Source organism: Nonomuraea basaltis, assembly GCF_005893125.1.
In the GTDB taxonomy this organism is placed as follows: Bacteria; Actinomycetota; Actinomycetes; order Streptosporangiales; family Streptosporangiaceae; genus Nonomuraea; species Nonomuraea basaltis.
Genome location: NZ_VCJS01000296.1, coordinates 1 through 13,093, shown reverse-complemented (window position 1 = coordinate 13,093; position 13,093 = coordinate 1). Strand labels below are relative to the sequence as shown.

Genomic DNA, 13,093 nt, shown 5'->3' with positions numbered 1-13,093 from the left:
GCCCGCTGCTGGAGCAGGAAGACCGCCTTCCCGAACGGGCACCCATCCGCTATCGCACGGCGGCCGATCTCCTTGCCAGAGCACCAGAGAGCCGCGACACGCCGACAAGTTGATTCCTTACGGCTTCTGTGAAACCAGCACCTCTGCACCCTGGCCTGCGGAAACACCTCGCCAAGCGCGGACCAGAAGCCCAGCGCGCCGTCCCCGATCGCCAGCACCGGCGCCCGCATGCCGCGCCGCTTGGCATCGCGCAGCAGGTCGGCCCAGGACTCGCTCGACTCGCGATAGCCGTCGGCGAGCGCGACCAGTTCCTTGCGGCCGTCGGCACGTACCCCGATCATCACCAGCAGGCACAGCTTGTGCTCCTCCAACCGGATGTTGACGTGGATGCCATCGACCCACAGGTAGACGTAGTCCACCCCGGACAGGTCGCGAGCGGCGAAGGCACGCTGCTCGCCCTGCCACTGCTCGGTCAACCTGGTGATCACTGAAGCGGACAGGCCAGCCGTCGAGCCGAGGAACTGGCCCAGCGCCGGAATGAAGTCCCCACTGGACAGGCCGTGCAGATACAGCAGCGGCAACACCTCGCTGACCTGCGGGGTCTTACGCGCCCAGGCAGGCAGGATCGCCGAGGAGAACCGCTGCCGCTCGCCGCTCTGTTCGTCGATGCGCTTGTCGTTGACCCGCGGCGCGGTGACCTCGAGCGCGCCGGCCGCGGTGAGAATCTCTCGCGACTGATGGTAGCCGTTGCGCACGACCAGGCGGCGGCCGGTCTCGTCGCGTTCGTCGGCGAAGGCGGCGATATAGGCCTCCACCTCGGCCTGCAACGCCGCGGCCAGCATCTTTCGTGCGCCCTCGCGGACGAGTTGATCGATCAGTGAGGAGAAGCCGGGCATCGCCGTCAGATTGCTGTCGTCAGCGGGCAGACCGGGTACTACGGTGAACGGCACGGGTGTACCTTCCCGACCGACGCGCCAACGTCGACCTTATCTCGAAACCATCATCGGATGACCCGGGAAGGTACACCCCTTCCCGACGGATCCACAGGTTTCGATCATTGCTCGGTCAGCACCTCACCGGCGCATCTGTGAATGGTGAGGTACAGTACGACGCTCAAGCAGATCGCCGCAGGCCGCCATAGTGGCCCATGGCTCGTGCTGTATGCCTTTGGCTCCTCTCGTCGGGACGTCTGCGACCCTCGATGCGGGGGCCATAGGTGATCACGCATGATGGGTTGCGGTCAAGACCTAAATTCGTGACCACAGGAAGCTTCGCGTCTCCCCTTTCTAGTGGTCGTGGCGGCATCCCGGTTCGGGGAGTGCGACGGAATTCGAGGTGCGCGAGATCCGGGACCGCAGGGCCTGAAGAGGCTGACCGCCGAGTGGGAGGCCACACAGTGCCTTGAGGTGGGCGGTATTGATCCGCCGCGTCTCGCATGTTCCCTATTGACGGGTTGCGCGTGAAAGTTTACGGTCGGGGCCATAATTGAGCATGATCGAGCATGTTCTCTGGAGGTGCGGTCATGACGAGAGTGCGCTTGGCCCGGTTGGCGGCTCTGGCCGCATTGAGCTCGATGGTTGTGCTGCTCGCCGTACCGCTCGAGCCCGTGCAGGCGGCCGACCTGCGGATCACCAACAGCGGCTTCGACGAGGGGCTGACCGGCTGGAGCGGCTCGCACAGCCCCGGCGGCGTCACCGCCGTGACCTGGGACGGTCGCACCGCGGCGCGCGTCGCGGACACCGAGCCGGAGAACGCCTACGGCAGGGAGAGTCAGCCGGGCCTGCCCGCCACGGCAGGAGTTCGCTATACCGCCTTCGCCAAGGTGTGGGCCGACAATGGCAGCGCCGACCTCTACCTGCGCTTCAGGGGAGCCTCGGGCCAGCTCCTCGGCAGCGCGAACGCCTCGGTCTCAGGCAGGCGGTGGAACGACGTCACGGCCTCGGGCATCGCGCCCGCCGGGACGGCCACGGTCTCGGCGCTCATCTACTCGGGCGTGGCCAACGTGGGCACCGCGTACTGGGACGAGGTGCTGATCAGCAAGGACGTGACCGATCTCGGTGTGCAGATCGAGAGCAGCGTGCCCAACGCCACCACCTTTGGGGCAGGCAGCGCCTACGCCGTCTACACCGGCACCGCCGACGCCAACCCGCAGCTTGCCGTGATCGACGTGGCCACGGAGAAGGTGACCAGGAGGATCACCATCCCCGACTCGGCCGCCTCCCCCACCGTCGGCGGCTGGGCGGCGGCCACGGCCACCGACGGCAGCGTCTACCTCGGCACCTACCCCAACTCCAAGCTCTACCGGCACGTGCCCGGCCAGGCGACGGTGACCGACCTCGGCAGGGCGGAGGGCGGTTACTCCTTCATCTGGGACCTGGAGCCGGGAGCGGGCGGGAAGGTGTACGGCGGCACCTACAACGACGGCCGGTACTTCAAGTACGACGACGGCGCCTTCACCACGATCGGCAGCGTGCCCATCGTGGCCGGGGCCGAGTACGTGCGCAGCCTCGCCCACGACCCGGCCGCCAACGCCACCTACCTGGGCACGGGCACGAACGCCGCGCTGATCAGGTTCGACAACGTCACGGGGAAGGCGGACAGCCTGCTGCCCGCCGCCTACGCGGACAACTCCATGGTGGGCGGCCTGACGTGGACGGGCGGCAGGCTGCTGGCCTGGATCGACCGCACTCTGCTAGTCCTGCGGATCGTCAGGAACGCCGACGGCTCCCACACCGCCGTCACTGACGCCGCGATCACCGACGTGGACCTGCACCACTCCCCCGAGCGCGACGGCAAGGTCTGGTTCGTCAAGGACGGCCTGCTGCACTCCTACGACGTGGCCACCAAGGCCGTGCAGGCGACGGCCGTACGGCCGGGCCTGGAGGTCACCGGCTACACCTGGGCTGACGGCATGCTCGTCGGCCTCGGCGCGGCCGAGGACGGCACCCGGATCTTCAAGTACGCACCCGCGACCGGCCAGTGGCGCAGCAGGGTCGTGAGCGACACCCCGGTCCTGCCCGCCGCGATCAACGCGCTCGGCGCAGGCCCCGACGGGAAGATCTACACCGGCGGCTACCTGACAGGTGGCACCGGCAGCTACGACCCGCTGCGCGGCGACGCCGACGACGGCAAACCCGACACCCCCACCCGCACCGGCCTCAGCCAGACCGACAGCCTGCTGACCCACAACGGCCTGCTCTACATCGCCGCCTACCCCTCGGCCAAGCTCTACAGCTACCGGCCCGACGGCACCTGGCCACCCACGCTCCACTACACCGGCGGCCAGGCGGGCAACAAGGCCCACGACTGCGAGCCGGGCAACGGCCCACCGCCGCAGGACCGCCCCTACGCACTCGCCGCCGCCCCCGACGGCACCGTCTACATGGGCACCGTGCCCAAGTACGGCAAACGCAGCGGCGCTCTCACCATCTGGAAACAAGGCACAGCCGGGCAGACCCTCTGCGCCGTGCGCAACCAGGCCGTCGTCTCGCTCGCCTACGCCGGAGGCAAGGTCTTCGGCGGCACCTCCACCCGCGGTGCGCTGGGCGTCAACCCCGTCTACGCTCCAGGGGCGTCGGCCACGCTGTTCTCCTACGATCCCCCGACCGGCGGCGTGCGACTCCATCCGCTCCCGCTGACGGAACCCAAGGCCGTCACCGCCCTCACCGAGGTCGACGGCCAGCTCTGGGGCCTCGCCGGCGGGTCGCTGTTCACCCTCGACCCGGCCCGACCCGACGCGATCACGGTGAAGCGATTGTTCCCCGACCCCGACTACACCGCCAAACCCAGCTTGGCCTGGCGTGACGGGGTCCTGCTGACCATCGCCAAGGATCCCGGCCACGTCTATGGCACGGCCGGCGACCAGATCTTCAGGATCGACAAAACGACGAAGACACTGACCGTGCTCCTCACCGATCCAGGAATGGAGGGACTGACGGCCGACAAATTCGGCAACCTCTACTACAAGATCAACGAACGACTCCGCAGGCTCACGGTTACGGAGCCGTAGGCTCGTTCACCGGCTTCCGGTGCTTGAGCGGAATCCACCCCGGGACATACCACCTCCAACAAAGCCGGAGTGGTTCACCGAGCATGATCGGCTACTTAACCGCTCCGCGTCACAAGATCAGCGACATAGCCCGTTGTTCAGTAGTCATCGCGGGCGGCTGGTCCGGCCGCGATGACGCCGGCGATTCCCCGGATGAACAGGCCTGCGGCGCGTTCGGCCATGTGCTGTTCGGCTCGCTGCGCGTCGCCCAGCCGGTTCGGCCGGCCGGCCGTGGCGGACTCGTCGGCGGCCGGGATCGGCGGCCGGGATCAGCAGCCGGTTGAGCACGACCCAGGAGAACAGCATGCCCATGTACGAGCGGGCGGTCTGAACCAGTTCGTCGTGCTCGCCGAATCCCAGCGCCGCGAGATGCTCGGCTATCGCGTCGCTCCCGGCTTCGACAGCCGAGCCGACGAATGCGCGTGACAGTTTCGGGTTGCGCGGGCCTTCGGCGAGCAGGATTCGTAGCAGGCTGACCCGGTCGGGGTCGCGGAAAGCCGCGAGGTAGGCGCGGGCCACCGAGGTCAGGTACGCCTCGGCCGGTCCGGCGGCGGTGCCGTCGGATTCGGCTGCGGCGCGGCCCTCTGCCCTGGTCACCCCTCGACTCCGGCGGTGGTCATCTGCTCGACCTGGGTGATGAGGGCGCCGAAAAGCTCCTCCTTGCTCCGGAAGTAGCCGTAGAGTGCGGCCTTGGTGACGTCGGCGGCGGCGATCTCGTCGAGGGTGGCTCCTTCGTACCCTTTTTTCCGAAGACCCGCAGCGCGGCGCGCAGGATCTCGGCCTTGCGTGCGGAGCGGCATGGGGAGGGGAAGTCGAGTTCGGGCCGGCCGACCGTGTCGAAGAGCTCACGTTTGCCGCGGAAGTGAAGGTAGAGCGTGGTGGGTGTCACGCTGGCGCGCCGGGCGATGGCCGCGACGGTGGTTCCGGCGTAGCCCGCTTCGGCGAAGCACGCCTCTGCGGCCGCGCGGATGCGCTCGCGCGTGCCTGGCCCGCGCCCTTGTGTGGGCGAGACCTGGTCGCTCATGCCATGACCAGCCGACGTCGCGCGGTCACGGGGCGGCCAGACTGGCCACGACGAACAGGGCAAGCCAGACGGCATTGGTCGCCACTGCGCCCCCGTCCCCGTACAACACCAGGGCGCGCAGGCCGTCGTCGGTGTAGGTGATCGGGAGGAAGGCCGCGATGGTGCGGATGATCGGCGGGTAGAGCTGGAAGCCAGGACGCCAGCCGACAGAGTCAGGCCGGAGGGCAGGGCCAGGACGCCCAGCAGCAGGAGGCCGCTCACGACGACGCCGAGGAGTGCGTAGATCGTCTTGCTGGCGAGGATAAAGGCCAGCGAGCGCGGGGCGAGCAGGAGCGGCTTGAAATGGTCTGCGTTTTGTACTCGCTGAGCAGGCCGTTGAAACCGTTGAACAGGCCCGCGAGGATGATGGCGAGCCCGGCCAGCCCCATGCCGATCGAGCTGATCCATGCGATGCGCGGGCCGTCGTCGTGGGTCTCCTTGAGGGTAGTCGTCTTGCCCGCTCCATTCGGGCCGAGCAGGCCCATCACCTCGCCCTGGCGGATCTCCAGCGATAGATCGTCGATGGCGATGGTGTGACCGAACCTCTTGGTCACACCGGAAAGCGCGACTGCGTCTGACATGGCTGCCAGCTCTCGATCTTTATAGATTATCGACTGTCTAGTCGGTAGTAGGTCTATAAACTTGACGAACGTTACGGACAGTGGATCATGATCCACTCCCTCCTCGACAGGCGAGGTCGTTTCGCCACGCTCCCGGGGCCGCTGTGGACGGTCATCTCCCGCTCTGGTCTGGAGCGGGGCCGAGCAGTGTGTCGAGGATCCGGTTGATGTGCCGCTCGGCGTCGCCGGTGTCGGGCTCCAGCCTGGCTCCGAGCACGCCGGCTGACAGGGCGGGCAGCGCGAACGGCGCGGCGCCGGCCGTGAGCATGAACAGAAACATCGACGCCTGGTCGAAGCCGCGCAGGTAGCCGTCGTCCTGGGCCGCCTTGAACAGCGGCGCCATGGTCGCGGCGACCTGTAGATACCGGCTGAGCAGGAAGTCCAGGCGGCTGCCGCCGCCGATGCTTTCGTGCAGCATCAGCCGCACCACCCGTGGATGTCTCATGGAGACCTCCAGGAAGCCGCGCGCGGCGGCACGGGTTGCGGCCAGGGGGTCGGCGGTGTTGGCGGCGGCGCGTGCGGCATGCGGTGTCATGGCGGCGGCATAGCGGTCGATAGCGCGATCGATCATCGCCCGCCACAACCCTTCCTTCGAGGCGAAATAGTGGCGTACCAGCCCGTGCGCGACGCCGGCCTGGTCGGTGACGTCGCGAATGCTTGTGGCCTCGAAGCCGCGCTCGGCGAACACCTGCTCCGCGGCGTCGAGAAGTGCGGTGCGGCTCTGGGCGGAGGAGGCGCGCCTGAAGTTCTCCATATGGAGAATAATATGGTATTCTCCATATGGAGAATAATATGGTATTCTCCATATGGAGAATAAGCGGCAAGCGGCTGGCCCGGTCGACGAACGGAGGGCACCATGAGCGGCACGTGGAAGCATCCGACGAGACAACTGCTGTCGCGGCAGAAGCGGGCGTGGGCATCGGGCGGTCCGACCGCGGTGCTGCTCGTCGGCGCCCTGGCCAGGTCGATCGGCCTGATCGCCCGGGGAAGGGTCAGGCTCGAGCGCTCGCGCGTCGGTGAGATCCTCGCGATGCAGGACGGCGAAAGGATGCGCATCTTCCGCCGGCTGCGGATCGCATCGCCGGGCAGCGGTGAACCGGGCGGCGAGTTCCGAGTGCGCTTCACCACGAAGATGCCCGCACGGATCAACGTGCTCTTCTCCTGGCTGCCCATCGTGCTGTTCATGGGACTGCCCGGCTTCGTGAGCAAGACCTGGGTCGTCAACGACGCCACGGGGACGTTCGGCGGCATCTACCGGTGGCGAACGCAGGAAGACGCGTTGCGCTACTCGCGCAGCGCGGCCCTCCGCTTCATGACGAGACGATCGGTGCCGGGCAGCGTGTCCTTCGGGATTTACGCGCCGCCGAGCCGCAGCCTGGAGACGCCGTGGCCGCCGGCGGCCGAGGGGAAGGCGTGAGAATCGTGACGAACGACCGCCAGGTGATCGTCCAGGCCGGGCCGGTCCGCGCGCTCACAGTGGCCGCGATCGGCTGACCGGCCCGACGACCAGGATCTTCATCGACGAGTTTCTGCGGGTGGGACTCACGGTGCGGTTGCTGGCACGGGACCCCACCGGATCGCCGCACGCCATCCCGGCGCACAGATCGTGCCGGGAAGCATGATGAACGCCGAAGACGTCGCGATAGCGATGAAGGACGCCGATGTGGGCTTCCTGGTCACACCGATCGGCCCCCGCGGTGACATGAGCGTCGAGATCGACGCGGCGCACGCGGCCGTGGCCGCCGCCACGACCGCGCGCCTTCGGCACCTGGTGTACGTGTCGGTGATCGGCATCGACAGACCCACCGGCGTTCCGATCCTGGACGCCAAACGGCACGTCGAGAGGATTCTCGCCACGAGCGGGATCGCGTGGACTTCGATCCGGTGCGGCAGCTACCTGAAAGACGTCATCGACAACCGGCTCGAACTGATCCGGCGGCGGGGGATCTTCGTCCTGCCCGTAGCGCGTGATCGCCGGTTCAGCTTCACCTGTCAGCGGGATGTGCCACGGCTGGTGGGACGGCTGCTCTCGGACGGCCAGGCACTCAACCGGCCGATAGACCTCATCGATCCGGAAGCTCGTAGCGTGGCCGACACGGCGCAGCTGCTGGCCGAGCTCTTCGGGCGAAAGGTCACCGCGACCGGCAAATGCCCCTCTATTACCTCCTGCTCCTCGCCCAGCCGTTCTACTCCTGGCGCAGACACCGGATGTCCAGCATCATCCCGCTGCTCCGCCACTTCAACCGCAACGGCTACACCGGCGACCCCCGCCAGCTGGCACAGGTCCTTCCGTCCTTCGACGTCACGACGCTGGAGCAACACCTACGGTCCGTGATCGGAACGCCCACCGCACGGCAGGCGGCGACCTGAGCCGGGCGCGTCAGGGCGGTGTCCTGCCTGGGAGCCGGTCATGGCGCTCGGTGGTCCAGTCGACGATCTCGACCTCGTGGGCCACTGGGACGACGAGGCCGTTGGCGCCGCAGGCCGGGCAGCAGGTGAGCCAGTCGCCGGGGTATTCGTGGCCGCAGCCCAGACAGGCGAGGATGTCCTCGGCCCGCTGCCGGGTGACCAGCGCGCCTTCGGGCCGCACCCCGGCCGCGGCCTGCCGCCATGCCTGTTCCGCCGCGCCCTGGGCCACGCCTGGACCATGGCGGGGGTGACTTGGCGCACCGGCCGTCCCGCCGCGGCCGTGACGACCGCGGCCACCACCGTGGGTCATGGGACGGTTGCGCCGGTGGGCCGAAGGTCCCTTGTTCGCCGCCGAAGGTCAGCGGCTGGGTGCCGGGCATGGGCATCGGTTTGAGTATTTGCTCTAATTAGAGTATGGACTCGAAAGAGCTGGGCAGGAGCGAGTCTCGCCCGGGGGCGAGGGCGAAGTCGCAGGCCACCCGGGCCCGTATTCTGGACGCCGCGCAGGAGCAGTTCAACGAGCTGGGCACCGCCGCGGTCAGCACCAACCACATCGCCGCGGCGGCCGGGCTGAGCCCGGGGAACCTGTACTACCACTTCGCCGACAAGAAAGAGATCATCCGGGCTCTGTTCGCCCGGTACGCCGCGGCGCACGAGGATCGGTTGCGCGCGGATGCCGATGGGCGGGTCAACCTGGTGACGCTATGTCGCAACCTGACCGAGGGTGCGGCGCTGGCCTGGCGGTACCGGTTCTTCGAGCGGGAGATCCTGGCGCTGCTGCGCGCCGATGCGCAGTTGCGCGCCGACTACCAGGGGGTGTACGAGCGCAGGCTGGGCCAGTGGCTGGCCTTCGCCGAGCAACTGGTGGCGCAGGGACTGCTCCGCCCGCCGCGCCCGCCGGGCACGCTTCGCCAGTTGACGATCGCGCTGTGGCTGATCGCCGAGAACTGGTTGGTGTTTCTGGACGTGGTGGGTGATCCCCAGGACCCCGGCCAGGTCGCCGAGGGAATGGACCTGGTCGTGGTGGCACTCGAGCCGTACCTGACTGCGCGGGGTCGCCACCACTGGCAGGCCGTCCCGCCGGGACAGGAAGCCGGGGCGGGCATTCCGGCCGGCGACGCCGAGACCGCATCGGCGGCGCCCGGCATCCTCAACAGGGAAAGGAGTTCCGGTGATGAACCGCAATCATCTTGAGGAAACACGTCACGGCGAGCCGGTCCACGCGGACGGGGACGTCTCGACGCGGCCGGAGCGCCGGACGCTCGGCCGGCGCCGGTTCCTGCGGATGGCGGGCTTGGGTGCCGGCACCGTGGCCTTGGCCGGGGCCGGTAGCCTGACGTGGCGGGCGGTGCAGGAAGGCGTGTTCGCGACCGGGATCGGGCCCGCGTACGCCGCCTGGGACCAATGGCACCCGCCGGGCCATGACGTACTGAACCTGGTACGCGCCGCGGTGCTGGCCGCCAGCGCCCACAACACCCAGCCGTGGCTGTTCCGGGCCGGCCGGGACCGCATCGACCTGTACGCCGACTTCGAGCGCGGCATGGGCAGCATGGATCCGCTGCGCCGCGAGATGTACCTGTCGCTGGGCTGCGCCCTGGAGAACCTGGTGCTGGCCGGCCCGCCCAACGGCGCGCGGCCAACGGTCGCGCTGATGCCCGACCCCGCACAGCCCGCGCTGGTGGCGCGGGTCGCCCTGGAGACGGCACCCGCCACACGATCGCCGCTGTACTCCGCCATCCCGCACAGGCGAACGAACCGCGGCGCCTACGACACCGGACGCCCACTGGCCGCCGACGCCCGCGAGGCGTTGACCGGTCTGCTCGACGTCGATACCGCTCGTCTGGTCTGGTTCACCACCGGGGTGGACAGACACGCCTTCGGCGAGCTCACCGTGCGGGCCACCCAGGAGATCATCGACGACCCGCGGCAGGCCATCGACGACTTCTCCTGGTACCGGACGAGCTGGCAACAGATCCAGCAGACCATGGACGGGATCACCATCGACGCCTCGGGCCAGCCGCCGCTGATCCGTGCCGCGGCCAAACTGCTGGGCACCTCCCTCGGGCAGAACCACGACGGGTGGCTGCGGGCCACCCGCGACGCCCACGTCGCCACTGCGGCGGCGTTCGGGCTGCTGGCGGTGCGCGACCCGCTCGATGCGGTCCAGCGCATCCAGACCGGCCGGATCTGGCAGCGCATGCACCTGTGGGCCACCACCCGAGGGCTGGCGATGCAACCGCTCAACCAAGTGCTCGAACGCATCGACCGGGAACGCTCCACCGAGCTGTCTCCTCAGGTCACCGATGCGATGGCGGGCATGCTGCCGACCGGGTGGCAGCCGGTGATGGCGTTCCGGATCGGCTACCCCACCATCGACGCGCTGCCCAGCCCGCGCCGCCCGGCCGAGCAGGTCCGACTTCCCTGACCCGAAAGGGGACACAATGAACCGCGTACCGCCTGCCTGGTGGCCCACCGCACTGACGGCGGCACTCGCCGCGCTGTACGGATGGATCGCCCTGGCCGGGCACGGCCTGACCCGGGCCCTGGCCCTGGCCGGCGCCCTGCTCATCCTCACCGCACTGGCGGCCACGCAGATCCTGGCCCATCGCCACGGTCCTGCTTGTCCTGGGGGCGCTGCCCCTGGCCATCGCGGCCTGGTGGAGCATCGCCGCGCCAGTGCTCGGGTCGCTGACGCTGCTGCTGGGATGGCCCGCCATCCGCACCCAGGCAGCCACCGCCGCCCGGGCGAAGGTCTGAAAGGGCGGACGATGGCCAGGACCTATCGCATCTCCACCGGCACGCGCCTGATCAATCGGGTGTTCACAGCGCGGGGACAGCCATACGTCCAGGCCAAGTTCGAGAGCGAGTTCAGTCGCCGTCATCAACCTGTCCTGGCTGGTGCCCGCGATCCATACCGCGTCGCAGTGCAGTTCGTCACGGATGATGGTCAGGTCATGGTGGGTCTGTGCGGCATCGAACACCTGTCGCGACAGGAAGGCCCGCTCTGGGTTCCGACGTCGTAGTTGATTCCTCTTCTGATCATATCGTCAACTTTAGTTGACGAACTGGGAAGGCATCAACCTAAGTAGACACCCACGGCCAGGGTCCGACGGCAGTACTTATGATCAAGCAGTGAGGGCGTATCCCTGCTGGTGGCGGGCCTGTTGGATACGGTGTTGTTCGCGGTCGAGGTGATAGGTCCAGCAGGTGTCCAGGTCACATTGCTGATCACAGCGCGGAACTTCAGGATCGCTTCGGCTCCGGCCAGTCCCCACCGGGCGCCGGTGATCTCCAGGCGGTCTCCGACGAGATGGCGAGCGGTGCCTTCAATGACGCCGGTGGCGATCGGCCAGCCCTGCTCCAGGGCGTGGTCGTAACGCAGGAACTCACAGTGGCTGGTCAGGTAGTGGACGGCGGTCTCCAGCCCGTCGCGCCGGTCGACGGGTAGCGCGGCGGCCTGGGTCGTCATGTCGTCGATGACCTGGTCGGTGTTGCCGGCCAGCAGGCCCAGCGCCCAGGCGGCGTTCACGCTGGTCCGCGCCGGCCCGATGGTCGATGCGCCTTTCGTGGCGGCGGCGGCCTCGCCGCTGGCGGATGCGGTGGGTGCGGTGCTGGCGGTGGCGACCGGCGAGCGCTTCGCCGAGCTGGCGGACGTGGCGGCGAGCGCGCCGTGGGAGGTGGCCTGTGCGGTCACCGGCGGGAGGCTGCTGGCTCCGCCGCCCGTCGGCTTCCGGATCAACATGAATCACACCCTGGTCGCTTTCAGTCGCTGACCGTCAGCCTCGTGGGTTGTGTCCGACCCCACGTCAGGAGGACGAACGGTGACGAAAGCCGAAGACGAGCGCCGGCGGCGGGCCAAGCAGGCCCGCCAGGTCGGTCTGTGGCGCTATCAGGGGATCCAGGACCTCATCGATCCGGCGCTGACGGCTAAGCAGCGTGGCGCGCTGGCCCGGGCCGCGGCCGAGCGGGTTCACATCGGCCTGTCCGGAGCACCGGAACGCATTTCACGCAAGACGATCGACCGGTGGCTGCGCTGGTATCGCATCGGCGGGTTCGACGCGCTGGTCCCGCGCCCGACGCAGGCGCCGCCGCGGACCGCACCGGAGGTGCTCGCTTTGGCCGAGGCGCTCAAGCGGGAAAACCCGGCCCGCACCGCCGCCCAAGTACGGCGGATCTTGACCCTCAGCGTCGGCTCCGCGCCCTCCGATCGGACCCTGCAGCGCCTGTTCGCCCGGCTGGAGCTGGCCACCCCGCCCGCCCCATCGGCGCTGTTCGGCCGGTTCGAAGCCGCCCGGCCCAACGATCTTTGGGTCGGGGACGCTTGCCACGGGCCGGTCATCGCAGGCCGGCGGGCGATCTGCTTCGCCTTCCTCGACGATCACTCCCGAGCGGTCATGGGCGCCTGGTGGGGCTACCGCGAAGACGTGGTGCGCCCGTCCTTGTAAGCCCGCGGCATCCCGGTCGCGATCTTCGTCGACAACGGCGCCGCCTACATCAATGCTTGGCTGCTACGGGCATGCGCGTGCCTGGGCATCAAACTGATCCACTCCACCCCGCACCGGCCAGAGGGCAAACCGTTGGCTTCACACTGCACCCCTTCGGTTCGATTCGCTTGTTTCTGGTGTTTGTGCAGGTCGCCGGTCGGCGAGCTTGGGGAGTCCGTGATGCGGGGTCGGCGGATTGGGGCCTGGCGGGTCGTAGAGGATCTGTCCCTTGTCGTTGTAGCACTGGCCGCTGACAATTCCCGCGTGGAACCAGTGCTTGACGGTGGAGGTGGACACGCCGAGGCGTGGGCCATCTGGTTCAGGGTGAGCAGCCCTGCGTCAGGGACTGTACGGTTTTCGGTGTAACTCCTGATCAAGGAGAACGCACCTGATGAGTACTGTGATCCAGGCATCGACGGAGATCGACCTGGAGGACACCGCGGTGGCACGCACGGAGCCCAAGGACGCA

General features: G+C 68.5%; 15 protein-coding genes and 2 pseudogenes. 9 read left to right on the top strand and 8 right to left on the bottom strand.

Going from position 1 to position 13,093, the window contains the following annotated elements:
- Positions 1-896: IS256 family transposase (locus EJK15_RS61640; protein WP_240777955.1), on the bottom strand; the 896-nt coding region annotated here is incomplete at its 3' end.
- A 626-nt stretch (positions 897-1,522) separates the two neighbouring features.
- Here EJK15_RS61640 and EJK15_RS61635 point away from each other — a divergent pair.
- Positions 1,523-4,009 carry a hypothetical protein gene (locus EJK15_RS61635; protein WP_138719630.1) on the top strand — a complete coding sequence of 829 codons (2,487 nt, stop codon included), beginning with the start codon at positions 1,523-1,525 and terminating at the stop codon, positions 4,007-4,009.
- Between the two features lie 144 nt (positions 4,010-4,153).
- Here the strand turns inward: EJK15_RS61635 and EJK15_RS61630 are convergent, their stop codons facing one another.
- The 5 genes and pseudogenes from EJK15_RS61630 to EJK15_RS61610 all read right to left on the bottom strand — a co-directional run bounded on the left by EJK15_RS61630 (position 4,154) and on the right by EJK15_RS61610 (position 6,485).
- A complete protein-coding gene (locus EJK15_RS61630; RefSeq protein WP_138719629.1) occupies positions 4,154-4,645 on the bottom strand; it encodes a TetR/AcrR family transcriptional regulator C-terminal domain-containing protein in 492 nt (163 codons plus the stop codon).
- A complete protein-coding gene (locus EJK15_RS61625) occupies positions 4,642-4,848 on the bottom strand; it encodes a helix-turn-helix domain-containing protein (RefSeq protein WP_138719628.1) in 207 nt (68 codons plus the stop codon). Before EJK15_RS61625 ends, EJK15_RS61630 begins: the two co-directional genes overlap by 4 nt.
- A gap of 47 nt (positions 4,849-4,895) precedes the next feature.
- Positions 4,896-5,072: pseudogene (locus EJK15_RS78180) on the bottom strand (helix-turn-helix domain-containing protein); the annotation flags it as partial.
- Between the two features lie 257 nt (positions 5,073-5,329).
- A complete protein-coding gene (locus EJK15_RS78515) occupies positions 5,330-5,665 on the bottom strand; it encodes an ATP-binding cassette domain-containing protein (protein WP_276615569.1) in 336 nt (111 codons plus the stop codon).
- 178 nt (positions 5,666-5,843) lie between these two features.
- A complete protein-coding gene (locus tag EJK15_RS61610; protein WP_171075265.1) occupies positions 5,844-6,485 on the bottom strand; it encodes a TetR/AcrR family transcriptional regulator in 642 nt (213 codons plus the stop codon).
- A 102-nt stretch (positions 6,486-6,587) separates the two neighbouring features.
- On the opposite strand from EJK15_RS61610, the gene EJK15_RS61605 reads away from it, so the two are divergent.
- From EJK15_RS61605 to EJK15_RS75700, 3 genes and pseudogenes are all read left to right on the top strand, one after another.
- Positions 6,588-7,148, top strand: a complete 561-nt coding sequence (locus tag EJK15_RS61605; protein WP_138719625.1) for a YdhR family protein — start codon at positions 6,588-6,590, stop codon at positions 7,146-7,148.
- Positions 7,149-7,349: 201 nt separating this feature from the next.
- Positions 7,350-7,730, top strand: a pseudogene (locus EJK15_RS78510) (SDR family oxidoreductase); the annotation flags it as partial.
- 149 nt (positions 7,731-7,879) lie between these two features.
- Positions 7,880-8,101 (top strand): hypothetical protein, encoded by a 222-nt coding sequence (locus EJK15_RS75700; protein ID WP_240777953.1) that lies wholly within the window; start codon positions 7,880-7,882, stop codon positions 8,099-8,101.
- 10 nt (positions 8,102-8,111) lie between these two features.
- On the opposite strand, the gene EJK15_RS61595 is transcribed toward EJK15_RS75700, so the two are convergent.
- Complete coding sequence (locus tag EJK15_RS61595) at positions 8,112-8,369, bottom strand: hydrogenase maturation nickel metallochaperone HypA (protein ID WP_138719624.1); 258 nt, start codon at positions 8,367-8,369, stop codon at positions 8,112-8,114.
- Between the two features lie 185 nt (positions 8,370-8,554).
- Between EJK15_RS61595 and EJK15_RS61590 the strand changes: the two genes are divergently transcribed.
- Genes EJK15_RS61590 through EJK15_RS61580 form a run of 3 tightly spaced genes read left to right on the top strand, consistent with a single transcriptional unit; the run spans position 8,555 to position 11,163 of the window.
- Positions 8,555-9,334: a TetR/AcrR family transcriptional regulator gene (locus EJK15_RS61590; protein WP_138719623.1), complete on the top strand. Its 780-nt coding sequence runs from the start codon at positions 8,555-8,557 to the stop codon at positions 9,332-9,334.
- On the top strand, positions 9,315-10,565 hold the full coding sequence (locus EJK15_RS61585; protein ID WP_138719622.1) for an Acg family FMN-binding oxidoreductase: 1,251 nt from the start codon (positions 9,315-9,317) through the stop codon (positions 10,563-10,565). Before EJK15_RS61590 ends, EJK15_RS61585 begins: the two co-directional genes overlap by 20 nt.
- A 16-nt stretch (positions 10,566-10,581) precedes the next feature.
- On the top strand, positions 10,582-11,163 hold the full coding sequence (locus tag EJK15_RS61580) for a hypothetical protein (RefSeq protein ID WP_138719621.1): 582 nt from the start codon (positions 10,582-10,584) through the stop codon (positions 11,161-11,163).
- A 53-nt stretch (positions 11,164-11,216) separates the two neighbouring features.
- On the opposite strand, the gene EJK15_RS61575 is transcribed toward EJK15_RS61580, so the two are convergent.
- Entirely contained in the window at positions 11,217-11,609 is a 393-nt protein-coding gene (locus tag EJK15_RS61575; protein ID WP_138719620.1) for a hypothetical protein, read from the bottom strand.
- Positions 11,610-11,616: 7 nt separating this feature from the next.
- On the opposite strand from EJK15_RS61575, the gene EJK15_RS61570 reads away from it, so the two are divergent.
- Positions 11,617-11,913: a hypothetical protein gene (locus tag EJK15_RS61570; RefSeq protein WP_138719619.1), complete on the top strand. Its 297-nt coding sequence runs from the start codon at positions 11,617-11,619 to the stop codon at positions 11,911-11,913.
- A gap of 48 nt (positions 11,914-11,961) precedes the next feature.
- Positions 11,962-12,585, top strand: a complete 624-nt coding sequence (locus EJK15_RS61565) for a helix-turn-helix domain-containing protein (RefSeq protein WP_171075263.1) — start codon at positions 11,962-11,964, stop codon at positions 12,583-12,585.
- The last annotated feature ends 508 nt before the right edge of the window (positions 12,586-13,093 follow it).